We start from the raw sequence: 24,843 nt of genomic DNA, 5'->3' as shown, positions 1-24,843 counted from the left end.
GAATTACAACAAGGATTCAACATGACAACTTCATTGCCCTACGAAAAAGCCCTGTATATTGGTGGAGAATGGCAATCGGGTGAAAGCACCATTGCCAACATCAACCCATCGGACATCAGCGAAACCATCGGAATATTCGCGCAAGCCAGTGAGCAACAAACTCAACAAGCGATTGCCGCCGCCAAGACCGCCCAGAAAGAATGGGAAAAAACACCCATGGAGCGCAAACAAGCAGTGCTGCAAGCCATTGGCGATGAGCTAATCGCTCGCTGCGACGAACTGGGTACGTTGCTCTCTCGTGAAGAAGGGAAGCCATTTGCAGAAGGTCGAGGAGAAATTTACCGCGCTGGTCAGTTTTTCCAGTATTTCGCGGCAGAAGTGCTACGCCAGATAGGCGACACTGCCGATTCAGTACGCCCGGGGGTTTCGGTTGAAGTTACACGTGAAGCCGTGGGTGTGGTTGCCATTATCTCCCCATGGAACTTCCCTACCGCAACGGCGGCCTGGAAAATCGCGCCTGCACTGGCGTTCGGGAATAGCGTCATCTGGAAACCCGCCAACCTTACTCCTGCTAGCGCCGTTGCCCTAACCGAAATCATTCATCGTCAAGGCTTACCTGCAGGAACCTTCAACTTAGTTCTAGGCAGCGGTTCGAAGGTGGGTAACACCCTGATTAATTCAAAAGAAATTAATGCGGTCAGCTTTACCGGTTCAGTGGAAACCGGTCGCAAAGTTGCTGCGGCTACAGCACCTAATTTTGTGCGCTGCCAGTTAGAAATGGGCAGCAAAAACGCGCTGGTCATTGCTGACGATGCCGACATTCAGACAGCCGTTGACGCGACAATTGCGGGTTCGTTCTCAGGGGCAGGCCAGAAGTGCACTGCTTCCTCTCGCTTGGTGGTGATGGACAGCATTCACGATCAGTACGTTGAGACGTTGATTAAACGCATGAGCGAATTAAAAGTCGGTCACGCCCTTGATGATGGGATCTTCATGGGTCCGGTGGTCGATGGAAACCAGCTTGAAGCCAACTTCACATGGTTAGAAAAAGCGCGCGCAAGCGGCGCTGAACTCGCCTTTGGTGGCGAGCGTTTAAGCCTGAAACACGAAGGCTACTACATGTCCCCAACTCTATTCTTAGATACAAAAAACCAGTGGGAAGTGAACCAGGAAGAAGTATTCGCACCGATGGCTAGCGTGATTCGAGCATCGGGCTTGGATGAAGCCATAGCCATCACCAACGATACTCGCTTTGGTCTGACTGGCGGCATCATTACCCGAAGCCTTCGCACCAGCGCGCTGTTCAAACAGCAGGCGCAAACGGGCTGTGTGATGGTGAACTTGCCAACCGCAGGAACCGATTACCACGTGCCGTTTGGCGGACGTAAAGAATCCAGCTTTGGTCCTCGTGAGCAGGGTCAGTACGCCAAAGAGTTTTATACCGTCGTTAAGACGGCTTACCAGCGTGCTTACTGATTCTCGCACGCGCAGCCAAATAGGAAACCACGGTATGTATCAGGAAAGGATAGTGATTGACGGCTTGCAGTACTGCAACTGGGACAGAGAGTATTTTCAGACTCTCAAAGCCAGCGGCATCACCGCCGTCCACGCCACTTTGGTGTACCACGAGAATACGCGTGAGACCCTCACACGATTTGCGGAATGGAATCGATTGTTCGAGCTCAACGCCGATCTCATTATGCCCGTTCACACCATGGCAGATGTCGAAAAAGCCAAGTCCTCTGGGAAAGTAGGGGTGCTTTTCGGCGCTCAGAACTGCTCTCCCATTGAAGACGAAATCGGCTTAATCGAAGTGATGAAGCGTCAGGGTTTGCTGATCATGCAACTCACTTATAACAATCAAAGCCTGCTCGCCACAGGGTGCTATGAACAACACGACCCGGGGATTACCCGATTTGGCAAGCAAGCCATCAAAGAAATGAACCGTGTAGGGATGATCATTGATATGTCGCACAGTGCTGAGCGTTCAACGCTGGAAGCCATCGACCTGTCTGAGCGCCCTATCTGCATCAGCCACGCTAACCCAAGCTTTGCGCACAAGGCACTGCGTAATAAATCCGATCACGTGATTCAGTCGCTGACTGAACGTGGTGGATTGCTCGGTTTCAGCCTGTACCCATTTCACCTACCTAATGGCAGTGACTGCACGCTGGACGATTTTTGCCAGATGATCGCCAAAACCGCTGATTTAGCAGGCGTTGACCACTTGGCTATCGGCTCAGATTTGTGCCTCAACCAGCCTCAATCGGTACTGGAATGGATGCGAAACGGTCGCTGGTCAAAAGCCATGGATTATGGTGAAGGGTCGGCAAGTAATGCAGGTTGGCCAGATGCATTGCCCTGGTTTGCGGGCAGTGAAGGAATGGAAAACATTTACAACGGATTAATGCGCCACGGGTTCACAGAGCCTGAGGCAGGAAAAATACTCGGAGACAACTGGTTTCAGTTTCTGAAAGAAGGACTAGAGCCAATGACGTAACCGGCTTCATGTCAGCCAGTGTCTATCTAACAAGGAACAGCCTGCCTACTCACAATAATCATAATGGCAGGTGTTAAATACACCTTTGCTGCGGCAAAGAAAACTTCTGGAGTCAGCATCATGTCTGATCTAACCAATAGCTTGAAAAACTCTGGGGCGGCTTCCGCACCTAAAGCTTCCAATCAAACCAGCCAAAACGCAACGGACGCGTTAGGTTTAAGCAATCCGGCACTGTGGTATAGCGGTGGTTTCATTGCGCTCTTTGTTATGCTTGCGCTTTTCGATGGCGAACTCTTGTCTACGGTGGTCAACGCTGGATTCGCCTGGTCGGTGAAAGTGTTCGGTCCCTACTGGCAACTCCTGCTCTTACTCACTTTTTTGATCGGTCTTGGCTTAGCGGCAGGTCGAACAGGCAAAGTGATTCTGGGCAACATCCCAAAGCCGGAAATGAACAGTTTCCGCTGGATGGCCATCATCTTCTGTACCCTGCTTGCCGGAGGCGGAGTATTTTGGGCAGCAGCGGAACCGATCGCGCACTTTGTCAGCCCTCCACCACTTTATGGTGCGCAGGAGAGCGTTCAGCAGACTGCGATTAACGCACTATCTCAATCCTTTATGCATTGGGGCTTCTTGGCTTGGGCAATTGTCGGTAGCCTAACGTCCATTGTGGTGATGCACCTGCATTACGACAAAGGTCTGCCACTGAAACCTCGCATTCTCCTCTACCCTGTACTTGGGGAGAGGGCATTAAAAGGGCAAACAGGCGCTTTGATTGATGCTTGCTGTATTGTCGCTGTAGCAGCGGGCACCATTGGCCCTATCGGCTTTCTGGGCTTGCAGGTCAGCTACGCCCTTAACGTTTTGTTCGAAATTCCTGATGGTTTCACAACCCAGTTGATCATCGTAATGTTTGCCATTGCACTGTATACCCTGTCAGCTATCAGTGGCTTGAATCGCGGCATGCAGATGCTCAGCCGTTTCAACGTGATCCTTGCTTGTGCCTTGATGGTTTACATCCTGCTGTTTGGTCCCACCAACTTTATTTTCAACGGTTACATTCAAGGCGTTGGCACCATGCTGGACAACTTCATTCCGATGGCAACCTACCGCGATGACGAAGGCTGGCTAAGCTGGTGGACGGTTTTCTTCTGGGGCTGGTTCCTGGGATACGGTCCGATGATGGCGATATTCATTGCACGCATTTCTCGTGGCAGAAGCATTCGCCAGATCATTTCCACTATCAGCATCGTAGCGCCACTGGTCACCTTCTTCTGGTTCACCATCGTCGGTGGTTCAGGACTGGCTTTTGAAATTGCTAATCCCGACAGTGTCAGTAAAGCATTTGAAGGGTTCAACTTGCCTGGTGCATTGCTCGCGGTAACACAGCAGTTACCTTTGCCGCTGTTTATATCAATTCTGTTTTTGGTTTTAACCACCATTTTCATCGTCACTACTGGCGACTCGATGACTTATACCATTAGCGTGGTGATCAGCGGTGAAACGGAACCAAATGCCATTATTCGCAGTTTTTGGGGAATCATGATGGGGGTGACGGCTTTAATCCTTATTTCCTTGGGGTCTGGCGGGATATCCGCCTTGCAGTCCTTCATTGTGATCACTGCCGTTCCCGTTTCTTTGATCTTGCTGCCTTCCTTGTGGAATGCCCCTCATATCGCGATGAAGCTAGCGAAAGAACAAGGTTTAAATTAGTCCAATAACTGGTGGGCTTCGCGCCCGCCAAATACTCTTATAACAATATGGTGGTGAGCAAAATGGATGCACATCGTTCTACACACTTTTCTGCCCTGTATCGTAAACCCGATATCGTCATGGCGCCTGACCGTTTAGGTGCCATGCATCAAACGCGGATCAGCTTTGTCAGGACGTTGATACGAAAAATGGCAAAACAGAAGTGGCGTATAAAGAGGCACTTATGGGAGCTTTGCCCACAAGGTTTTGGTCACGTCGTTTACCAGCTCAGGACGCCAGAAAATGTCTATCATTTAATGGTGTTCTGTACCGAAATTAAAAACGACGAGCGCAACGACCGAGTTATCGCCGAGAAATGGGATGTCACTTTTGCTTTAGTGCATGGAGACGTTTCACAAGTACTGTTAAACAGGCTTAGAGAAAACGTACCTTTGCAGGAAGCAGGTCGTAACCCTAACAACGTGTTGGTCTTGGCACGCGCCAATAAAAGCATGCGAGTGTTCGAACACGTTGTTTCACAGCTGGCAAGTGGCTTGCAGCCAGATCTGAATGAGTTGGCAGAGGTCGGTTACATTTTACGAACCACAGCAGTTTACGGGAACGGAAAATTCGGCATTGCTGATTTCAAACGGCTCGAAAATAACCCGGATTTTAAGCAGTCTTTCAGCGCTCAGATGTGTGCGGTTTACATGTTGCGAGAATTCAGCATCGACTGGGTGCACTATCTGGCTAAGTTACAGGGCGGAGATAAGTTCGTAGAGCTTGAGCGCTCTCTTCAACGCTACCTCGGGGTTGGGAATGCAACAGGTCTGGGCATGGCTCCATACCTGATTAACCACCCATGTATTGTCGACCAATGGTTAACCGCGAGAGAGTCTGCTCTGGCGGAAGTATTGTGTCAGACACCTGATTCTAAAAGTAAGAAACAGCTCATTCGATTACTGAACAAAGCCATTTGCCACTTAGAGCAAGTTGTCACAATTGATGTGCTTCAGCATGACATGAACACCACAGCAGCTCAGGAACTCAGAAAGCTTATCTTCAGTATCGATTCCCCCTCTGTCAGCAATCAGAGCTGGGGACAATTTCTTGAAGACAGCAGTCATCTTAGTCTCGAAGCTCAAGAGTGCTTAATTAGCTGTCTGATGGAGATTTACCCAGAAAAAGTCGATGTATTTCAAGACCACATGAATTGCGACGAGTCTTTGAATCTGGAGGGAGGAAAAACCGTTCAGCAGTTTATTGATCTTCTGAAAACACGCTATCGATGGGCGATTGACCCTGACTACTCGCAACGCAATAACAATTACTGGTTTTGGTATCGGTCGCAAGACAAGGAAGAACCGAGACTCGGTATTCGAGGTGAAGAACCAGGTCAGGAAAAAGAACTGCCGCTTGATATAGGAAGGCAAGTAAACAAACTCTACCACGCCTTAGAGTCGGAAAACCCAAACATCTCGATGGCGGAGTTTTCACTTAAGCACCCCGAGTACCGCATGGTTGCCCGCCGAGTTTGCACGTTAGGGAAAAAAGTGATGGGTGATATTCAAATGAATGTGTTGCACAAGGACGCATTACCGATGCACTTGCTGCGCTGCAAATTAGCGATATTTGGCGCTACCAAGTTTGACCCGAGATCCGATCGCTGGGTAAGAGTCACCTTTTTCCAAGGCGCACCACTTACTGATGAAATTAGCGAAGATGAATGGATTTTCCCGACTTTGCCGTCGCTCTGCTTAAGTACAGAAGGTGAAGACTTATGATCGTTTCTCATAACGAACTGGCAACGACCGTCACCAAAGCATTTCTGGGAATGCGGAAAAACTGTGGCGAAGCCGATATCATTGCCAACATGGTCGTGGATCTGCAAATGGCTGGGTTGAATGGTATTAAGCATTTCAACAACGGCAGCCGATTCATGCACAAAGAGAAAGACAGCCCTGTTGATGTCTGCGAAGCTGGCAACAATACCCTTAATTTTGATCTTCACGGTTCAAGCCTTGCCTGTCACTTACCTGCAGTGCTGGATTTTGCACTACAGAAAATGGTCAAACATCGACAAATTACGCTGAGGTTAACCCGATGCCACAATCGCTGGCTCGCCTACAGCGAGTTGGTCAAGCTGTCTTCTAAGGGTATTGCATGCAAAGCGAATTGGGAAAATGGCTCTGACCCGAGAAAGGTGTTGCTGATTTTGAATAAAGGACGAATTTCGCCGGAACTGTTTTTCTCTAAGCAGGTGCCAGCGGATTCGAGTCTGATTCATGATATGACTGTTGTGCTCTCTATTGATGACTTTGACTTTTCGGATATAGCTGAAGAGTACGATATTCATATCTCAGCAAGACAGCTGTCTCGCTCGCAAAGAACGGCTTGGGAACAAGGCATAGAAGTTGACGAGCAAGAGTGGCAAATGCTGAAACAATCGGCGAAAGAGATTTTGGTCGAAAATAGTGAACAGTCGAAGCTCGGCGCTGGAGAACCCGTCACTTAGTTCTGCAATACCATCTATGCATCAAGGTCTAAGACCAGCAATCTGGCTGGTCTTTATTGATAGAAATCACAAAAATTTTCCCAATTCCACTTTCGACGAAAAGTGATGTAACTCACTCTCCACCTTCTTCATAATTGCGTCCGACCTTAATAATTACTTTATTTTTTCAAATAGTTACCAAAATCTTTCATATCTATAATCGCACATCGATTAGATTGTGATCGACTTCTAATCCCAGTATCTAACTATGATCGAGATCTTATGAAACATAAATAAAACACCATTTCCATTTTAAAATAACAGCGTTTTTATATCATAACCCTGTGACTCATTCACAAAAAAATCAATAACTGATGGATATGGTTATGAACACACTGAACAAAACTCCCCTTTCCTTACTCAGTGCCTCTATTTTGGTTGCAATGGCGGCATTCCCTGTACACGCAGACGATAACGACCCTAACGACGTCCTTAATCAAAGTGCCGCGGCACTCGATTTGGCAGACGAAGCAAAACAGGCTTTCTATGAAGAGTCGACATCCAAACTTCATTCTTTCCTGTACATTCGAGATCGTCAGCAAAAAAATGCCTCTGATGAATACGTCCCTAACATTGAAAACCAAACGCTACAGCTAGCATGGGATTACCGCTCTGGCTACTTCAAAGACACCATTGGTTTCGATATTTGGGCAAACACCAACTTGCAAGTTGGCGACACAACCGGCATGTCCGAGATCCTGTACTACGACCACACCTGTGAAGGTAACCCATCGTATGACGGAAAAGCGTGTGAAAAATCTTATGTCGCAGTGCCCGTTGCTTCACTAAAAGCAAAATTTGGTGATGACGAAACCGGTGTCGCGTTGCGTGGTGGTTACACCCGAATCAACATTGGTACCATTCGTTCTAGCTGGGGGCTTAACCCTCACGCCTACCGTGGCGTCGAAGCCAAAGCGCATTTTGGTGATTTTGTCGTAGGCTATGCCATTGCCGATAAATTCAAAAATGACTGGCGTAAAAACTTCCACGACATGACGACCACCTGGCACCAAAATCAAAACCCGACTGGCAAGCAAGGTAAGATCATCGACTACATTCATACCGTTGGTGGCATCTACAAGTTTGATGGCGGTCAGATCGACTTAGGCTACGGTGAAGGTAAAGATTACCGCACTAACTGGCAGGTTCTGGGTAAATACGGCTTTGATTTAGGTGATGCCAAAGTCAACCTGACTGGTTTCTACCACGGCAGTATCCGCGCCGAAACTGAGCTGACAGGTCTTAAAGATCAGGAAGCACAAAGCTATGTTGGTGTTGGCGCAAACATTAAAAGCGGTAACTTCACCTGGATTGCAGGCTTGAGTGCAACGGATACAAAAGGTCAGGAAGGCACTTATAACTTCCGTCTGACACCTTGGGCGAACTCCGACAACCGTAATTTCCAGCAGACCACTTCTCAGCTTGAAGACTACAACGTAGATGGCACAAGAGCAGTGAAACTTGCGATGAACTACAACTTTGCAGATTTCGGTGTACCGGGGCTAACCGCCGGTGTAGGCGCTAACTACGGTACGAATGTCATGTCTGATTTCGCTAAGAAAGAATACGACGCGACGATGAAATCACTGGACTGGAACATTGGCTACAAGTTCCTGGAAGGTGGGCTTAAAGGCTTGAACGTTCGTATGTTCCACGGTTACTACGATCACGGAGACTCCATTTCCCGTGGTCCGAAAAACAATGACCGCACAGACGTGAAGCTGCTTATCTCGTACAGTGTGAACCTGAAATAATATCTATAGCTGCCTTTTATGCCCTGCATGGTTTCCCGCATGCAGGGTATTTTTGGTTTCTTATTGCTCTATTCGCTCTTTTCCAACAGTTCTTTTAGTTCTGTCATCAGCCAGGTTCTTACTTCACTGTCTGGGCTGTCAGTACGTTTTACTAGACCGATTTCTACCATCACTTCAGAGAAAGAATCTCTGCACTCCAGCACTTTAACCTGACCTGTAAACCAAGATGTATCCGCAATGTGTTTAGGAACAATTGCCCACCCCTGATTGTGTGCCACCAAATCGCAAATCAGGTAATAGCTGTCGATATACCAATGGTTTGGTGTTAACGCTTTGTCTCCCCCCTCGCCTGCCCGATCACAGATAACAAGCTGGCGATCTCCGTGCAGTTCCGCCAGCGACACTTCTTTTCGATTGGCGAGCGGGTGCGCTTCTCCAACAACCAGCACTTTTTCAAAGTACCCAATGGATTGAAAATCGACACCTCTGGGCAGCTCGGCATGTCGGAACATAAGCCCGATGTCAGCTTTCTCTTCGGCAATAGCCACTGAAATATCGTCTCGAGAACCATTGGTAATCGTGAGTTTGAGATCCGGAAAGCGCTCGCCAAGAGTTGTAAATATGGAATGCGCGGCATCCAGCGGAATGGCTTCGTCTACTGACAATTTAAGCGAAATCGGTTCCCCTGATGAGGCGGTCAATGCCCGGCTGTTCAGCCTGTGGCACTGGTGTAGCAAAGCTTCGGCATCCACAAGCATCTGCTTACCAAGTGGCGTAACCACAGGAAATCGGGAAGAGCGGTCAAATAGTTCAAACCCCAGATCCGCTTCCAGGTTTGCTATCGCACTGCTAATACGCGACTGAGCTTTTCCTAACTTTCTTGCAGCAGCGGAAAATGACCCGCTTTGCGCCGACACTACAAAAGCTTCAATTTGATCCAGAGTCCAGTTCATTGCATTTATCCATCCGAAAAACGGATAGATAATAACTTTTATCTATCCAATCTAACAATACAATGGTCAGAATAAATTGAATAATCGAGCACGTGATCATGTCTGAAGTCACCATTTCCAACACCAGCCAATCGGTAAGTAAAACCTTCTGGCGCTATGCTATTCCATCTATTCTTGCCATGGTGGTGAACGGTCTTTACCTGGTCATTGACGGCATCTTTGTCGGTCACTACGTGGGATCGGACGGGCTCGCTGGCATCAATATGGTGATTCCAGTGGTTGCCATTATCACTGGTATTGGGGTGCTTATCGGCATGGGAGGCGGGAGCATAGTTTCGCAATTTCGGGGAGAAGGTAAGCTCGCCGATGCGGATCATACTCTAAAGACTGGTTTATGGATGATTCTGGTGACAGGAGTACTGGGCTCATTATTTCTTTATTCTGTTTCTGGATGGGCACTGGAGATTCAGGGCGCTTATGGGGACCCGAAACAGTTCGCAACTGAATGCCTGAATATATTCACAATAGGTGCTTTGCTCACTATCGCTTCCAGCGCACTTCCAATGTTAGTCCGAAACGACGACAGCCCGAATATCTCTACAGCGTTTATTTTAATCGGAGCAATCACGAATATCGCACTGGATTATCTGTTTCTGGCGCATCTTGGTATGGGGCTGAAAGGAGCCGCCATTGCGACATTAATAGCTCAGGCTGTCACAACACTATTAAGCCTTGGGTACTTTCTGAGTAAGTATTCTGAAGCCAATGTATTTAATGGTCAGTTTAAGTGGAAGTTGGTCTGGCGCACCACCGAGCTTGGCGCGTCAACCTTAGTCATGTTCGTTTACTTTGGTTTTGTCATGGCTCTGCATAACAAGCTGTTCATGTACTATGGTGATGCAACCCATGTAGCGGCTTTTGCCATCGTCGGGTACATCGCCAGTATTTACTATTACTTTACTGAAGGCATTGCCAACGGCATGCAACCCCCTGTGAGTTTTTACTTTGGCGCTAAGCAGTTCAGTAAAATTAAAGATACCGTTAAGCTTGCACTCTCGGTTTCGGTTGGTTTGGGTATTGTCGTCACTATCCTGCTTAACATCTTCCCCGAAGCCGCGATTTCGCTATTCACTACTGAAAACCCAGCATTGACCGACGCCACCAAGCAAGGTGTGCAATTGCATCTATTGGGGATATGTCTGGATGGTTTCCTATTTGCCGCTTCTGTTTACTTTATGGCAATAGGTATGGGAGGAAAGGCGTTATTCGTCTCAGCGGGAAATATGATTGTGCAGCTCCCGTTTCTGCTGGTATTACCCCAGTACTTTGGAGTAGAAGGAATATGGCTTTCTGTACCATTATCCAATTTAACTCTCACTCTCGTAGTGTTGCCTATGGTCATCAGCAGTTTGCGTAAACTCCGAAGTGCTGAAATCGAAGGAGCTGATTCATTTCAGACCGTCTAAGCAGAGCGGTGTTTGCCGCTCTGTTTTATTCGATGGGTAAGTAAACATCTGTAACCAGTTCATGTTCATCCACTTCAGGAAAGAAATTCTGATAATGGAAAAAGCACGGGAAATCTCGCAGTGTTTCACCGCTTTCAGGTAGCCAGGTTCCGTAAAGGTAGATAACCTTTTTATCAAGTTCGTCATGAGAACCAATATGGCGAACAACAGCTACTCTTCCTTCCGGAATTTCTTTGTTCACAACACCATGAGAATTTGCAGGAACGGCTTGATGAACTTCGCCACAAATATCAAATCGAAACTTGCTCGGCTCGGTTTCTGCAGGGTCATCGTAAATCAAACCAAAAGTCCGGCGACTGCTTACTGGCGATAAACCTGTCGACTTCCGCCAATCGATAAATTTCATAGCTGAGTGATTAACTTGTGGAGCGGGACCGCGATGCTCAAATACCGCAATTAAGGTTCTCTCAAATTTTTGAATGTCTACTTTCATTTTCTCCTCCTGTCGCCTTGTTGGCTTCAAGAATGTCTGGTGCAACTTCTGCCAATCCGGTTGTTTGCGAAAATCACGAGGGGATTGACCGAATTCTTTTTTGAAAGCACGAGAAAACGACTCAGAAAATTCAAACTGTGCGTCTAAGGCAGTGTCTGTCACACTCTTTTCGGGATGAAAGCCAAGCTGATACGCCGCTCTTTTTAGTCTGAGCTGCGTGATGTAACGTGCGACATTGACTCCAACATAAGCCCGAAACTGACGATGAAAATGAAATTCAGAAAAATGCGCTACCTGACTAAGTTCAGAAACCGTTAGTATCTGATCCAGATGTTGATGTATGTAATCGCATGTCGCCTGCATTCGCGCATCGTATTGTGTGCTCAAAGTGTTCTCCTGTCCTTTCTCCGAAGAGTTTCACCGTTTTTTCAGAGCGATACCTGACCAATCTTGCTAAATAATAGCTAAACAACTTAACGTTTAATTGGTCAGATGGTGAAAGAAAAGAACAAAAGATATTCAGAATGGATTACAGTCCCAAAACATACTCAATTTTTTTAATTTTGCCTTTTTCATCCGTTACTACCTTGTAACCAGACAAGTCATCAAAGAACTCACCCGTAATCAGCTTCCAGCCATCTTTGCCCTTGATTGCCTTCTTTTCTACACCTTGATCAAAATGGCTGCCTGAAGCAAATAAAGTGTCCAAAGCCTCAAGTAGGTATTCGGCGTCTTCTTGGGTATTCAGGCGAAAATCAGATTTCAGGCACTCTGCTACATCTGGCATGACCTGAGTTGAAGTTGGAGTGATCAGCTCTTCTAGCTCTCCGTTGAGAGAGAAGAATTTATGGTCGCCGAACGAAGACTCTCCATCGCGATGTTTTAATACTGGAGTCGCAGAATAAAAAGAGCAGGAAAACACGTGACGAATCGCGATACCTTTGACAGATTTTACCTCTACATGCATCCAGTCCATCACCTTTTTCTCGATAATGTTTTTTTCATTATCTGCCGCAAATGTAGAAAAACTGCCTATTGTAAAAATCAGTGGAAGTAGTGAGAGTTTCAGTTTCATCGCTGGAATTTCCTTGTGTAGTGAGCGCAAACTGGAAGCATATCTACCCGGAATACATGAATCACCAAAGGCAAAGAATACGATATGGCTCGCTATCAATTTTGTAAGGACAAGTAACACCAACCCGCTTGAAACGTAATTTATGTCATTTCGTAAATATCGCTAGAAAACACCAACAAGAAATCGATTGCATCGTTTTTACAGCATGAAATATAGTCAAATGTATAATTGGGTTCTCGAATGTAAGACAGTGTAAGAAACTTCGAGTTTACAACGAGAAAAATATTTTCCTTCTCACTATTGCGATACAATTCACATTCTATATACTTGCCCCGGAATGCATAACAACGCCATATCAAGATGCCAAATTGTAGAATTCTATTGGTTGAAGATGATAAGGAAATATCTCGCCTGACTAAGATGTACCTTGAAGCTGAAGGCTACGAGGTTGACGCTATCTGCGACGGTTCGGACGCTGTCGACGCGGTAAAAAATATTCATCCCGATCTTATTATTTTAGACCTGATGCTACCCGGCAAAGATGGAGCGACTATCTGCCAGGAAGTTCGAGAGTTTTATGATGGAATGATCGTTGTTCTCACTGCTTCTGAAGATGAACTTACAGAGGTAAGTTTGTTCAAGTTTGGAGCAGACGACTATTTAACCAAACCCGTTCGGGGTCATATTCTGGTTGCTCGAATTGAGGCGCTACTTCGTCGTTATAAAAAATCGCAACCCGCCACAGATCCTCTGTCCCTTTCTAAATATGGCATTACCCTTTGCCTTACTCGAAAAATCGCCTGTTACCACGAAAATAAACTCAATCTTACGGCATCAGAGTTCGATATCCTGCACCTGTTGATGGAAAACTCAGACAAGCCAGTTTCCCGAGAAATATTTTGCCAGTCTGCACGTGGAATCGAGTACAACTTTAATGACCGCTCCATCGACATGCGGGTGTCAGGGCTCAGGAAAAAGTTCTCTCAGGCGAATGTTTCGTCAGCATTTATCAAAACCGTACGAAATCAAGGCTATATGCTGACTCATGTTTAAGGTTCTCAATTCGATGTTTACCCGGCTTTATTTAGGCATCATTGCCGGGTTGGGTTTAACGATTATGGTCTTCATGCATCTGGGTGAAGGGTATATGCATCGAACAGATGTAGAGATATTTCTCAACGATGCTAATTTCTTTCTCAATCAGTACATCGAAGAAAAAGGCGACCCAAACTCGCTGTATAAAGAGCTGGAGCGCACGGGAGAACAACGTTTTTACATCTTTGACTTAGCCTTAATCAAAGACTGGGATGAGAGTGCTCCCTGCGCTGAATGTGAATTCATGTTCTACATGAAAGGACTCCCCGTTTACCTCATCAACGGCTGCCACTTTGCCGTTGTCATGCCCATTCCCAATTCAAATTACAGTTTCTTTTTTGGCGAGCATGGTGAGTTCTTCGAACCCCAATTTGAATGGTATGAGGATTCGGAAATCCACTTTGTTCTGGCTTTATTGGCAACACTAGTCGTGAGCTTGGCTGCCCTGATTTACGTGCCAGTGAGAAAGATTCAAATACAAATCAACCAACTACTGGCTGACCAAAGAAAATTTGGACAAGGCAGCCTTTCCACCAGAACAACTGCCCATTACTCTCAGCCTATTCGCGAGCTGGCGAATGGTTTTAACGGCATGGCGGAAGACATTGAAAGCCGGGTGAAACAAAGTCAGATCTTCACTCAGGCAATCCCACATGAAATTCGAACACCTCTGAGCCGAATTCAGATGGCGTCAGACCTGGCAAGAATCCAGACTCCGGTTCAGGATCGGGCAATATTCAACAACATTGATCACTACGTCGAAGACATCAAAGATCTGTCGACACACATTGTTCAGTTATCAAAACTGAACGTATCCGGCTATGCCGAAATACAGCAGAAATCTTCCAGCATCTACATTTCTGATTTTTGTCAGGAACGTCTGAACAAAATCACCCAGCGCAATGGGGAGTTTGTCGTTAACTGCATTTCAGAAAACACCATTTTGCATGCCGATGAAACACTCTGCCAACTGGTAATCGACAACTTCATTACTAATGCAAATCGCTATGGCAACGGCAAAGTAAGGCTTAACCTAACTTGCTTTAAAACCCATTGGGCAATTGATGTGGAAGACAATGGACCCGGTATTCCAGAAGACAAACGCAAAGAGATATTCATGGCGTTTGCCCGACTGGATAAAAGCCGCAACTCTGCCAGTGGCGGTTTTGGCTTAGGTCTGGCGATTGCAGCCAGCGCTGCGAAATCACTTAAATGGACAATTTCCGTTGATGATAGCGAACTGGGTGGTGCCAGATTCACTGTGCTGATTCCCGTTTCCCCCGAGAAGACTTTACCCAAAGAAATTGAAACCTATCAATTTGATACAGAAACACTCTGATTTTACGGATTAGAAAGAAAGCGTACCTCACCAGTACGCTTTTTTTTATGCCAGTTTCACCAGCCACTTGTGCTGACGAATTCTAAACATCGCTGGGAACAGTTTCAGGAGTTCCTCCATCTGTACGAACAGGTACACCAGATACACGGGAAGAGAAAGCCATAAACCCAGAACAATTGAGACAGGGATAGCAATAAGCCATTGACTTACAAAATCCAGAATGACAACAAACTTCGTCTCTCCACCACTGATTAGAATACCAGCAACCTGAACGCTATTAATGGCTTTAAGGAATACAGTGATTGCAGTTAACGGATACATAATGGCAAGTAAATCAACCACATTATCGCTAAGATGGGTGTAGTGGCTTACAAGCCAATAGGTACTCCCAAGTACCATCAGAGCAGCAATAAATCCTGAAAGTACGCCCATTTTCAATCCGAAATTCGCCAGTTCTTTAGCATGCTCGAATCGACTCTCGCCAAGTTCTTTACCTACAAGAATGCTGGTCGCCTGCCCTACACCAGATACAAACGACAATATCAGTAGTTCAAAAGGCGTTATGATAGACATAACTACAAGAATCTCGGTTCCCATGTTGGCATAGATCACCTGGAATGCGAACACACCTCCCACCCAAGATAGGGACCCGAGGATTACGGGCCAGCAAAGATAGCATAGCCTCAGAAACGCATTAAGCTCGAATGACGTCTTCCAGTCATGCAATGACAGCTTCAGACGTGGCTCGTAACGGTAAATGAAGTACAAAAGTAAAATAACTCTGGCACCACGAGCAATAACAGAGCCAATTGCTGCTCCCTCTATCCCAAGTTTTGGCATTCCCCATGAACCAAAAATAAGCATGTAGTTCAATAAGATGTTTAGAGCGACTTCAAAGCAGTAACTGTAGAGAACGACATTCACTCTAGCCAGAGACCTGAGTGCTACATCCTGAATCGTTGTGATTCCAGTTAGTATCAGAACCACTCCAAGCAAAAAAATGTAGCCAGACGATTGCTGAGCGATGTCAGCTTCGCTAGTGAATACCTGAGTGAGCATGGACGGTGATGTAAAAAACAGTGCCGCCATACTCAGTGCGCAGCTCATTATGAACACGGCACCCAGTACTATGTTTTTACGATACTCTCCATCTGCTCGCTCAGATTGCTGATTCCAGATAATTGAAACACCCGTAGAAGCTGCGGTAATAAAGAAGGCGCTAAACCAAAGCCATCTGGCTCCTATCCCAGCTGCTGCTGCCTCGGTTTCTCCTAGCTGGCTGATCATAAACGAATCAACAAACCCCAATGAAGCCATGACGACGTTGTACAGTGAAATGGGAACTGCACATTTTAAAAACTGAGTTTTCTTTGAAGCAACCATGTGTAAGATGCATCCTTAACAGGTGCTAGAGACCCAAGATTAAGTTTTCGGAATATAGAGAAATAAAAGGGATGTCGGCTTTCAGGCCAAAAGTAATTCTCGGTTCCTTCATCATTATTTGATGGCTCTCATTGACTAGCTCAGTGGGGGTATCACTAATGCTTAATACACAATGCTTTGTGCTATTTCTTTCATTCAATATTGAAGATATTTCATTTGCATATTTGGAAAAAGCATCTGAATCAGAGTAAAACACAATTTCTGTACAAGATTCTCCATCAAGAAGAACCGTTCTACTAATTAAATAGCATTGGTTTTCTCTATCTTTAAAAACAAGCTGATGACATTCAAGATCTTCATGAGAGAAATAAATGCTTTGTAGTTCTTCATTCAAAATATTTAGTGAGTCTTTCGCTTCCTGAACAGTCAAAATATCAGGAACATTGGGATTTGGCAGAATTATCTGAAATCGATCTGACTCCTCCCTTGCTCCTAAAAGTTTTCTGGCTATAGCATCCGACACTGCGCTAGCTGAAATAACAGTAAATACAGTGTGATCAAAGTATTCCCTTAGTTTGGTCAGTGATTTTAAGCCATAACCTCTGTAATCAGGGTGAGAAACAGCGCATGTCAGGTTTACGGTCTTTACCAACTGACCTGCCCGTGAGATGCGCTGTTGGCTAATGAAGCCTAAGCAACCAACTAGTCTACCGGAGTCTCTCATCGCTAAACCTGTCACGGCATCTGGATCTTGCGGTTGAAAAATTCGCCTTAACCGTTCTTGATCTACATAACCTAAGTTTGGAGGTGTTATCAATGGAAGCAGTTCCTCATAATCCGAAGATCTCAACTCATCAATAATAATTTTATCTGAAAGAACTGTATTTCTATTTGAGCGCACAACTCGTTCCTATATAAAAATTAAAATAAATATGAAATAGAAATTATCACAAGATATATTTCATTATTAATACGTTATTTTTAAACTATAGTAATTAATATTAATGTTAAATTAACTTATGACTATTGTGCTTATATAAATCAAAATCTAAGTGGCGTATCAATATTTAAAAATAAGGAACAGTTATAAATCTTGGATTTTTTAAGTAAACCCTAAATAATGTTCAAATGTGAACATAGTCACTATATAAAAAGAGTGGCACAGGTAAATTTCATTATTAAATAGATCAATTCCAATATTTTAATTTAACTTTTCTATCAATTAATCAATAAATTACAAACTAATCAATATAACAAATTCTTACAGAATCTCAGGAAAGTAGTTTTAGGGATTAAAGATCAGACGTTCATAAATAGTGGTATGCATTCGAATCATACCCTTATGGACAATCACCGGAGATGCATTTAGGGTTAGAAACAAAAAAAGTGGCTGTAAAAACAGCCACTTCTCTATGTTTGATTAAGTGAGAAATTTTAGGTTTTTTTTAAAAAGAAGTTTCCGCACTGAATGCAAGTTGGTTCTTTAGCGTTTCAAAATCGCCAACAGGTTGCCCGTTCACACGAAATTGTGGGTAGCTTCTTGCCATTGGAAACAGTTCAAACAAGGTTTCTCTGTCGAAGTCGATGTCTAATTTAAGCTGGCTCAGTTTTAACCCTTGCTGCGCAACCCAGCTGGCTGCAGTCACACATTGCGGGCAGTTGTCCTTGCTAAACATTTCAATTTGCATGTTCCACTCCTGTTAGAAATCGGCATCGAAAGCCAGTTGACGATCTTGCGGACGCTTGTATTCCGTCACGCGTTTTTCGAAGAAGTTTGTTTTGCCTTCCATATCCAGAAGACGCATGTAATCAAATGGGTTCTCAGAACCAAACACTTTGTCGAAACCAAACAGGCCAGCGATAACGTCTGCCGTGTGTTCAATGTACTGACACATGAGGTCAGCGTTCATTCCAATCAGGTCTACTGGCAGAGCTTCGGTTACGAACTCTTTCTCAATAGATACCGCTTCGCGACAAATTTCTTCAAATTCTGCTTGAGTCACTTTGCCCTGACCTAGTGTTTTGAACAGTAAGGCAGAGAAGCTAAAGTGCAAACCTTCATCACGAGCAATCAAGTCATTACTTGCTGCCAGACCCGCCAGCAGACCACGTTTACGGAAGTAGTAAATCGCACAGAAGCTGCCCGCGAAGAACAACCCTTCAACCAGCCCAAAAGCAATCAAACGCATTGGTAGTGGCTTGTCTGAAGAGATCCACTTCATTACCCACTGTGCTTTGCGTTTTACTGTAGGCACGTTGTCAATCGCGTTGAACAGACGCTCACGTTCTTCCACATCAGGGATGTAGGTTTCAAGCTGGAGTGCATAAGTTTCTGCATGAATCACTTCGTTGAACGCTTGCAATGCAAGGAAGCAGCGAGCTTCTGCAATTTCAATTTCACCGTAGAAACGCGTCAGCAGGTTTTCGTTGATCATGCCTTCACTCTGAGCAAAGAAAGCCAGAACGTGGCGAATGAAGTGTTGCTCACCTTCAGTCAGCTTTTGCAGATCAGGCAGATCTTGCGCAAAGTCGAGCTCTTCGGTTGTCCAGAATGCCGCTTCGTGGGTTTTGTATGCTTGCCAAATCTCTTCGTACTGAATTGGAAACAGGCTGAATTTGTTTTTTACGATCATGGGGTTGTCCTAATTTGCAGGCAGAGCATCATCTCCGCCTAAATATCAATGTGCTGGAGCGTCAGTTATGCGCCGCAGCCTACGCACTCTTCATCTTCGTTGTTGCCAACGGTCACCTTCACAGCATTAGCAGAAGGCTTGGTACGCAGGTAGTACATGCCCGTCTTCAAACCGCGCTTCCAGGCATAGAAGTGCATGGCGTTGATTTGAGCAAAGGTAGGCGATGCCAGCCACAGGTTGAGGCTTTGTGACTGACAAACGTAAGGACCACGGTCAGCGGACATATCGATAATGACTTTCTGAGAAAGCTCCCAGATGGTGCGGTATACCGATTTCACATCTTCTGGAATCGCTTCAATCTCTTGCAGAGAACCGTTGTTCAGGATGATGGAATCGCGAATTGCCGGCGTCCACAGCCCGCGCTCTTCCAACGCGGCTACTAGATGGCGGTTCACAATGATGAATTCACCCGACAAAGTCTGTCGCTTGTAGATGTTGCTGGTTTGCGCTTCGAACGCTTCGGTATTACCCAGAATCTGAGCAGTGGAAGCCGTTGGCATTTGAGCAATCAACAGAGAGTTACGCAGACCGTGCTGTGAGACCTGCTCGCGAAGCGCGTTCCAGTCCCAGCGATCGCTTGGCTGCACATCCCAAAGGTCAAACTGGAAAGTACCCTGACTTGCTGGCGAACCATCGTAGCTGCTGTAAGCACCAAGATCTCTTGCCAGCTCGCTAGAAGCTTCGAGGGACGCATGGTACATGGTTTCTGCAATAGCACGGTTAAGCTCGCGAGCTTCTTCGCTGTCGTAAGCAAGGTGCAGTTTGAAGAACACGTCTGCCAAGCCCTGAATACCCAATCCGACTGGACGGTGAGCGTGGTTAGAGACTTCAATCTTATCGGTTGGATGGTAGTTCACGTCAATAACACGATCTAAGTTCTTAATCGCGATCTTAGTGATCTCGTGCAGCTTATCGAAATCAAACTGACCATCGATAACACACTTAGGCAATGCCAGAGAAGCCAAGTTACACGCTGCAGTTTCTTCAGGAGTGGATACCTCCATGATTTCCGCACACAGGTTACTCGACTTAATCGTACCCAAGTTTTTCTGGTTCGATTTAATATTGCACGAATCTTTGTACAGCATGTACGGAGTACCCGTCTCTGCCTGAGATTCGATAATCTGAGTCATCAGGTTACGCGCTTTGATGGTCTTAATACCCAGACCTTCGCGTTCGTACTTCTCGTACAGTGCAACGAAGTCATCGCCGTAAACATCAGACAAGCCTTTCGCATTGTGCTCACTGAACAGCGTCCATTCGCCGTCCTGCTCTACACGCTCCATAAACAGATCAGGAACCCACAGTGACAGGAAGAGATCACGTGCACGGAATTCTTCTTTACCGTGGTTCTTACGCAGATCCAGGAAAGATTCAATATCGGCATGCCAAGGTTCCAGATAGATGGCGAAAGAACCTTTACGTTTACCGCCACCCTGGTCAACGTAACGTGCGGTTTCGTTGAACACTTTCAGCATTGGAATTATGCCGTTAGAGATACCGTTGGTGCCGATGATAGGTGCGCCTGAAGCGCGAATATTGTGAATGTGAAGACCGATACCACCAGCGGACTTAGAAATCAGTGCACAGTCTTTCAGCGTATCGTAGATGCCGGAAATGGAGTCATCTTGCATCGCCAGTAGGAAACAAGAAGAAAGTTGCTGCATCTTACAACCCGCGTTAAACAGGGTTGGAGTCGCGTGGGTGTAGTAACCCAGGCTGAGCATGTCATACAGTTCTTTGATTTGTGCGATGTCTTCACCTGCAACGGCAATCGCTACACGCATGTACATGTCTTGCGGACGTTCTACGATGTTGCCATCAACTTTAAGCAGGTATGAACGTTCAAGAGTTTTGTAACCGAAGTAATCAAATTGGTAGTCACGACGATAGTCAATAAGTTCCGCGATTTCAGGACCTTGTCTGCGCACTTGCGCAACGTAATCCTCGGAAAGAATGCCAATTTCAGAAAGCTGCTCTGTCGCCCATTGGAAGCCCTGTGTCTCTTTTTGCAAAGAACTGACCAAAACACGTGCTGCCAGCTTGGCGTAGTCAGGGTGCTCGGCGGCTAAACTTGCGGAGGTTTCCGCTAGGAAGACATCAATTTCTGTTACTTTGATGCCATCATACAAACCACTTACGACTTTCTGAGCCACTGCGATTGGCTCAACTTTTAGCCCGTCTGCCAGTGCTTCTGCTCTACGAGTCACTTTATCTAGGCTGGTCTTCTCTCTTCGACCGTCGCGTTTTATTACGTCCATAAACTCTATCTTGTACTCGGTTAAAAACTATATCTTGTATGCAGCTCAAAAAATAACCACTACATCTTGGCATATAGTTCTAGTTGATAACGATTATCAATTCAAGTTGTGTTACATAATTTTCTTCCCCAAAAGAAAAATTTTTAAAGGGTTTATTGACAGCGCGCGAGGCTAGATCAGAGCAAGGAATCTTGCTTTGAAGCACGTAAAATTACGCATTTTTTCAATTCATCAGCAACTGAACTATCCTAATGAAATGTTTAAACTTTTTGTGAAATTGGTGCAGAAATGAAGTTTCGTGACGTACCGCTTAATTTTTAAAACAAAAATTGGGAGTAGATTTATCAATTGATAATGATTATCATTTAAAAAATATTTCACTCATTTGGGATGTTACTGAAATGGATTCTCTTCACAACCTCATCTTCCGCAATATCGACGACTACCGCCTGAAGGCACAAGATATGAAAACAGAAATGTATCTGTGTGAAGCGGTATTGAGCAAAAGCAATGGTTGTGAACGTGCTCTGCATGCCTACAACGATGCATGCCAGAAGCTAGTGAGGAGTTCTCAGGAAATTGGCGATGATTATTGTGCAATTCGCGTTCTGAAAAAGCTTCACTATGCATTAGTGAATGAGATGAATAACCCGGAACGCGGTCAGGCATTTCGCCACAAAAGCTATCTTTTAGCCTGCGACACGCTTGTGGAAATGTGCCGCCTGTATCGACTGTACGAAAACGAACCTCGCGCCCAAATGTGCCAAGAAGAGTTTTCTCGCTCCATCACGTGTAATCACCCACCAAAATCACACTAAAATTCGAGAATCTCATATTAACTTCGCCTATCTTGATCGTATCTGGCTCAGTTTCAACAAGCTGGGCTTTTCTCTTTTTTTCTTCTCATCTTACCGTTCTCTAAAGAAGCATCCGGAATAAGTAGATTCACTTTTTTTCAAAAAAAGCATAAAAACGTGAAATGAACTCACCAGAAGCTGGGTCTTTTAAAACAGATTCCAAAAACGGGTTATCCTCACATGCATTAACCTGTTTTTATTTACTAGTTTCACTACACTTATATCCAGACCGCAACTTTGAGATAAGTGGTTGATAATTTTGCCAACAACCTAATGAAGGACATGTGATGAGCAAAAAAAAGATATTTCTTGCACTCGGGATAATCGGGTTCATCGTTTTATGGTTTAGCCTCGACTTGGGGCGCTTCCTGACTCTGGAAACCGCGAAGCAACAGCAAGAGCAGTTGTCTTCACTAATTCAAGACAACCCGCTACTATCTAGCGTGAGCTACTTCGTTATCTACGTCATCGTAACGGCGCTGTCATTACCAGGCGCTGCCATTATGACGTTATTGGGCGGTGCACTGTTTGGCTTTGGCTGGGGTCTGTTACTGGTGTCATTCGCCAGCTCCGTTGGTGCGACACTCGCTTTCCTATTCAGCCGATTCTTGTTGCGTGATTGGGTGCAGAGTAAATTTGGCGATCGTCTTTCTGCCATTAATGAAGGCGTTGAGAAACAGGGTAAGTTTTACCTGTTCACCCTTCGCTTAATTCCGGTTTTCCCTTTCTTTGTTGTCAACCTGTTGATGGGTCTGACGCCAATCAAAGCGCGCGATTTCTACTGGGTGAGCCAGTTAGGTATGCTGGCAGGCACAGCCGTTTATGTGAATGCTGGTACTCAGCTTGCTGAAATTGATTCACTAGCAGGCATCATCTCTCCTCCAATTCTGCTTTCGTTTGTACTGCTGGGTTTGTTCCCTCTGATTGCGAAGAAACTAGTAGATATCATCGCTGCACGTAAAGTTTACGAAGGCTACAAAAAGCCATCAAGATTCGACACCAACATGGTTGTGATTGGTGCAGGTTCTGGTGGTTTGGTATCGGCTTACATTGCCGCAGCAGTGAAAGCTAAAGTGACACTGATTGAGCGTCACAAGATGGGTGGTGACTGTTTGAACACAGGTTGTGTGCCTTCCAAAGCTTTAATTCGTGCAGCTCACACCATGAAAGAGATTTCTCAGGCTAAGCGTTTCGGTATCGAAGCCGGTGAAGCCAAAGCGGACTTTTCTGCTGTGATGGAACGCGTTCAGGATGTGATTGCCGGTATCGAACCTCACGATTCTGTTGAGCGTTACACATCATTGGGTGTGGATTGCGTCACTGGTGAAGCCAAAGTCCTTTCACCATGGGAAGTAGAAGTTAACGGTGAGCGCATCACCACCAAAAATATCGTTATCGCCACTGGCGCTCGCCCGCTTGTACCGGGTATTCCTGGGCTTAACGAAGTGGAATACCTGACATCCGACAACGTATGGGAATTGCGTGAACAGCCTGAAAAACTGCTTGTATTGGGTGGTGGACCAATTGGTTGTGAATTGGCGCAAAGCTTTAGCCTTCTGGGATCAGATGTAACTCTGGTTGAAATGGCAGAGCAAATCCTGATTCGTGAAGACAGAGAAGCTTCTGAGCTCGTTGCTAGCCACCTTACAGAGGATGGAGTGAACCTGCTCACGGGTCACAAAGCGGCGCAGTTTGGTCGTGATGACCAAGGTCAGTTTGCAGAGCTTGAGCATAATGGCAAAACCAAACGCGTTTACTTCGATAAAGTACTGCTTGCTCTTGGTCGTGTTGCCAACGTGAAAGGCTTCGGTCTGGAAGATTTGGGTATTGAAGTCACTAACCGTGGTACGGTTGAAGTGAACGACTTCCTGCAAACCAAGTACCCGAATATCTTCGCTGTGGGTGACGTATGTGGTCCATTCCAGCTGACACACGCCGCTGCTCATCAGGCATGGTATGCCGCTGTGAACGGCTTGTTTGGTCAGTTTAAGAAGTTCAAAGCAGATTACCGCGTAATGCCTGCTGCGACTTACACTACACCAGAAGTCGCTCGAGTGGGGATTAACGAGAGCGAAGCCAAACAAAAAGGCATCGATTACGAAGTGGCGACTTATGGCATCGACGATCTGGACCGCGCTATCACGGATGGTGCAGACATCGGTTTTATCAAGGTCATTACGCCTAAAGGCAAAGATACGATTCTGGGCGTCACCATTGTCGGACATGGTGCTGGAGAGTTGCTGGCTGAATTTACGCTCGCGATGAAGTACAACCTTGGTCTGAACAAGATTCTGGGTACGGTTCACCCTTACCCAACCATGAGTGAAGCGGCTAAATACACCGCTGGGGTTTGGAAGAAAGCCAATGCCCCAGAGAAATTGCTGGAGTGGGTTCAGAAATTCCACGGCTGGCAACGCGGTAAGTAAGCCAGAGCAGTTAGAATCTAATAGCAAAGTGCCCCTTTTTTAAGGGGCACTTTTATACTCAAGTGACCTCAAGATGCCGGATTCAGAGCCTCATATTCTGTTTCAGTTCAAGGAAAAGAACGCAGTGGAATGACCCGTCCTTTCCAAGTTCTTTGACGATGAAATGGAGCAGAATATGGGCTCCCAAGGGCGAGTTTAACAGGCTTTCATACTGCGTTACCGATTCTTGATTTAGAACCACTAGATCTTCAAATCGGTGTCTTGTCTGAAAGCCTGTTAATTCTCGCTGAACCAAGTATCTTGAG

At 45.7% G+C, this 24,843-nt stretch carries 19 protein-coding genes; 11 read left to right on the top strand and 8 right to left on the bottom strand.

Annotation, left to right across the window (positions count from 1 at the left end; genetic code table 11):
* Positions 1-21 precede the first annotated feature (21 nt).
* The 6 genes from INR79_RS19980 to INR79_RS19955 all read left to right on the top strand — a co-directional run bounded on the left by INR79_RS19980 (position 22) and on the right by INR79_RS19955 (position 8,497).
* Entirely contained in the window at positions 22-1,476 is a 1,455-nt protein-coding gene (locus tag INR79_RS19980; RefSeq protein WP_223099304.1) for an aldehyde dehydrogenase family protein, read from the top strand.
* A 34-nt stretch (positions 1,477-1,510) separates the two neighbouring features.
* Entirely contained in the window at positions 1,511-2,500 is a 990-nt protein-coding gene (locus INR79_RS19975) for a membrane dipeptidase (protein ID WP_022595796.1), read from the top strand.
* Positions 2,501-2,620: 120 nt separating this feature from the next.
* Positions 2,621-4,210 (top strand): BCCT family transporter, encoded by a 1,590-nt coding sequence (locus INR79_RS19970; RefSeq protein WP_223099302.1) that lies wholly within the window; start codon positions 2,621-2,623, stop codon positions 4,208-4,210.
* Between the two features lie 62 nt (positions 4,211-4,272).
* Positions 4,273-5,973: a hypothetical protein gene (locus INR79_RS19965; RefSeq protein ID WP_223099300.1), complete on the top strand. Its 1,701-nt coding sequence runs from the start codon at positions 4,273-4,275 to the stop codon at positions 5,971-5,973.
* The gene (locus INR79_RS19960; protein ID WP_223099298.1) at positions 5,970-6,704 is read left to right on the top strand and encodes a DUF3726 domain-containing protein; all 735 of its coding nucleotides are present in this window, start codon (positions 5,970-5,972) and stop codon (positions 6,702-6,704) included. The genes INR79_RS19965 and INR79_RS19960 overlap by 4 nt, the downstream gene beginning before the upstream one ends.
* Positions 6,705-7,069: 365 nt before the next feature.
* Complete coding sequence (locus tag INR79_RS19955; protein ID WP_262415445.1) at positions 7,070-8,497, top strand: OprD family porin; 1,428 nt, start codon at positions 7,070-7,072, stop codon at positions 8,495-8,497.
* 68 nt (positions 8,498-8,565) lie between these two features.
* On the opposite strand, the gene INR79_RS19950 is transcribed toward INR79_RS19955, so the two are convergent.
* Complete coding sequence (locus INR79_RS19950; RefSeq protein ID WP_223099284.1) at positions 8,566-9,450, bottom strand: LysR family transcriptional regulator; 885 nt, start codon at positions 9,448-9,450, stop codon at positions 8,566-8,568.
* Between the two features lie 98 nt (positions 9,451-9,548).
* On the opposite strand from INR79_RS19950, the gene INR79_RS19945 reads away from it, so the two are divergent.
* Entirely contained in the window at positions 9,549-10,916 is a 1,368-nt protein-coding gene (locus INR79_RS19945) for an MATE family efflux transporter (RefSeq protein WP_223099281.1), read from the top strand.
* A 25-nt stretch (positions 10,917-10,941) separates the two neighbouring features.
* On the opposite strand, the gene INR79_RS19940 is transcribed toward INR79_RS19945, so the two are convergent.
* The gene (locus INR79_RS19940; RefSeq protein ID WP_262415444.1) at positions 10,942-11,796 is read right to left on the bottom strand and encodes a GyrI-like domain-containing protein; all 855 of its coding nucleotides are present in this window, start codon (positions 11,794-11,796) and stop codon (positions 10,942-10,944) included.
* Between the two features lie 142 nt (positions 11,797-11,938).
* The gene (locus tag INR79_RS19935; protein ID WP_223099278.1) at positions 11,939-12,484 is read right to left on the bottom strand and encodes a hypothetical protein; all 546 of its coding nucleotides are present in this window, start codon (positions 12,482-12,484) and stop codon (positions 11,939-11,941) included.
* 360 nt (positions 12,485-12,844) lie between these two features.
* On the opposite strand from INR79_RS19935, the gene INR79_RS19930 reads away from it, so the two are divergent.
* Both INR79_RS19930 and INR79_RS19925 read left to right on the top strand, forming a co-directional pair.
* Entirely contained in the window at positions 12,845-13,537 is a 693-nt protein-coding gene (locus INR79_RS19930; protein WP_022560681.1) for a response regulator transcription factor, read from the top strand.
* A 13-nt stretch (positions 13,538-13,550) separates the two neighbouring features.
* A complete protein-coding gene (locus INR79_RS19925; RefSeq protein ID WP_262415443.1) occupies positions 13,551-14,918 on the top strand; it encodes an ATP-binding protein in 1,368 nt (455 codons plus the stop codon).
* Positions 14,919-14,963: 45 nt separating this feature from the next.
* On the opposite strand, the gene INR79_RS19920 is transcribed toward INR79_RS19925, so the two are convergent.
* From INR79_RS19920 to INR79_RS19900, 5 genes are all read right to left on the bottom strand, one after another.
* Entirely contained in the window at positions 14,964-16,301 is a 1,338-nt protein-coding gene (locus INR79_RS19920; protein ID WP_223099269.1) for an MATE family efflux transporter, read from the bottom strand.
* A gap of 25 nt (positions 16,302-16,326) precedes the next feature.
* Positions 16,327-17,202 carry a hypothetical protein gene (locus INR79_RS19915; RefSeq protein ID WP_223099266.1) on the bottom strand — a complete coding sequence of 292 codons (876 nt, stop codon included), beginning with the start codon at positions 17,200-17,202 and terminating at the stop codon, positions 16,327-16,329.
* 544 nt (positions 17,203-17,746) lie between these two features.
* On the bottom strand, positions 17,747-17,989 hold the full coding sequence (locus INR79_RS19910; protein ID WP_004403296.1) for a glutaredoxin family protein: 243 nt from the start codon (positions 17,987-17,989) through the stop codon (positions 17,747-17,749).
* A 12-nt stretch (positions 17,990-18,001) separates the two neighbouring features.
* Positions 18,002-18,934, bottom strand: a complete 933-nt coding sequence (locus INR79_RS19905) for a ribonucleotide-diphosphate reductase subunit beta (RefSeq protein WP_004403294.1) — start codon at positions 18,932-18,934, stop codon at positions 18,002-18,004.
* Between the two features lie 65 nt (positions 18,935-18,999).
* Positions 19,000-21,255, bottom strand: a complete 2,256-nt coding sequence (locus INR79_RS19900) for a ribonucleoside-diphosphate reductase subunit alpha (protein WP_022595808.1) — start codon at positions 21,253-21,255, stop codon at positions 19,000-19,002.
* A gap of 401 nt (positions 21,256-21,656) precedes the next feature.
* On the opposite strand from INR79_RS19900, the gene INR79_RS19895 reads away from it, so the two are divergent.
* On the top strand, positions 21,657-22,073 hold the full coding sequence (locus INR79_RS19895; protein ID WP_004403286.1) for a hypothetical protein: 417 nt from the start codon (positions 21,657-21,659) through the stop codon (positions 22,071-22,073).
* A 326-nt stretch (positions 22,074-22,399) separates the two neighbouring features.
* Positions 22,400-24,538, top strand: coding sequence for a dihydrolipoyl dehydrogenase (lpdA, locus tag INR79_RS19890; protein ID WP_223099262.1), 2,139 nt, complete (start codon positions 22,400-22,402; stop codon positions 24,536-24,538).
* The last annotated feature ends 305 nt before the right edge of the window (positions 24,539-24,843 follow it).

This window comes from Vibrio sp. SCSIO 43132, assembly GCF_019904195.1.
GTDB lineage: Bacteria > Pseudomonadota > Gammaproteobacteria > Enterobacterales > Vibrionaceae > Vibrio > Vibrio nigripulchritudo.
The sequence above is the reverse complement of the archived record's forward strand: the minus strand, read 5'-3'. Positions and strand labels throughout refer to the sequence as shown.

Coding starts and splice junctions, on each gene's coding strand:
- INR79_RS19905 (WP_004403294.1), bottom strand. CDS start 18,934: ATGATCGTAAAAAACAAATTCAGCCTGTTTCCAATTCAGTACGAAGAG.
- INR79_RS19930 (WP_022560681.1), top strand. CDS start 12,845: ATGCCAAATTGTAGAATTCTATTGGTTGAAGATGATAAGGAAATATCT.
- INR79_RS19965 (WP_223099300.1), top strand. CDS start 4,273: ATGGATGCACATCGTTCTACACACTTTTCTGCCCTGTATCGTAAACCC.
- INR79_RS19970 (WP_223099302.1), top strand. CDS start 2,621: ATGTCTGATCTAACCAATAGCTTGAAAAACTCTGGGGCGGCTTCCGCA.
- INR79_RS19975 (WP_022595796.1), top strand. CDS start 1,511: ATGTATCAGGAAAGGATAGTGATTGACGGCTTGCAGTACTGCAACTGG.
- lpdA (WP_223099262.1), top strand. CDS start 22,400: ATGAGCAAAAAAAAGATATTTCTTGCACTCGGGATAATCGGGTTCATC.
- INR79_RS19960 (WP_223099298.1), top strand. CDS start 5,970: ATGATCGTTTCTCATAACGAACTGGCAACGACCGTCACCAAAGCATTT.
- INR79_RS19920 (WP_223099269.1), bottom strand. CDS start 16,301: ATGGTTGCTTCAAAGAAAACTCAGTTTTTAAAATGTGCAGTTCCCATT.
- INR79_RS19910 (WP_004403296.1), bottom strand. CDS start 17,989: ATGCAAATTGAAATGTTTAGCAAGGACAACTGCCCGCAATGTGTGACT.
- INR79_RS19945 (WP_223099281.1), top strand. CDS start 9,549: ATGTCTGAAGTCACCATTTCCAACACCAGCCAATCGGTAAGTAAAACC.
- INR79_RS19950 (WP_223099284.1), bottom strand. CDS start 9,450: ATGAACTGGACTCTGGATCAAATTGAAGCTTTTGTAGTGTCGGCGCAA.
- INR79_RS19900 (WP_022595808.1), bottom strand. CDS start 21,255: ATGGACGTAATAAAACGCGACGGTCGAAGAGAGAAGACCAGCCTAGAT.
- INR79_RS19955 (WP_262415445.1), top strand. CDS start 7,070: ATGAACACACTGAACAAAACTCCCCTTTCCTTACTCAGTGCCTCTATT.
- INR79_RS19895 (WP_004403286.1), top strand. CDS start 21,657: ATGGATTCTCTTCACAACCTCATCTTCCGCAATATCGACGACTACCGC.
- INR79_RS19935 (WP_223099278.1), bottom strand. CDS start 12,484: ATGAAACTGAAACTCTCACTACTTCCACTGATTTTTACAATAGGCAGT.
- INR79_RS19925 (WP_262415443.1), top strand. CDS start 13,551: ATGTTTACCCGGCTTTATTTAGGCATCATTGCCGGGTTGGGTTTAACG.
- INR79_RS19980 (WP_223099304.1), top strand. CDS start 22: ATGACAACTTCATTGCCCTACGAAAAAGCCCTGTATATTGGTGGAGAA.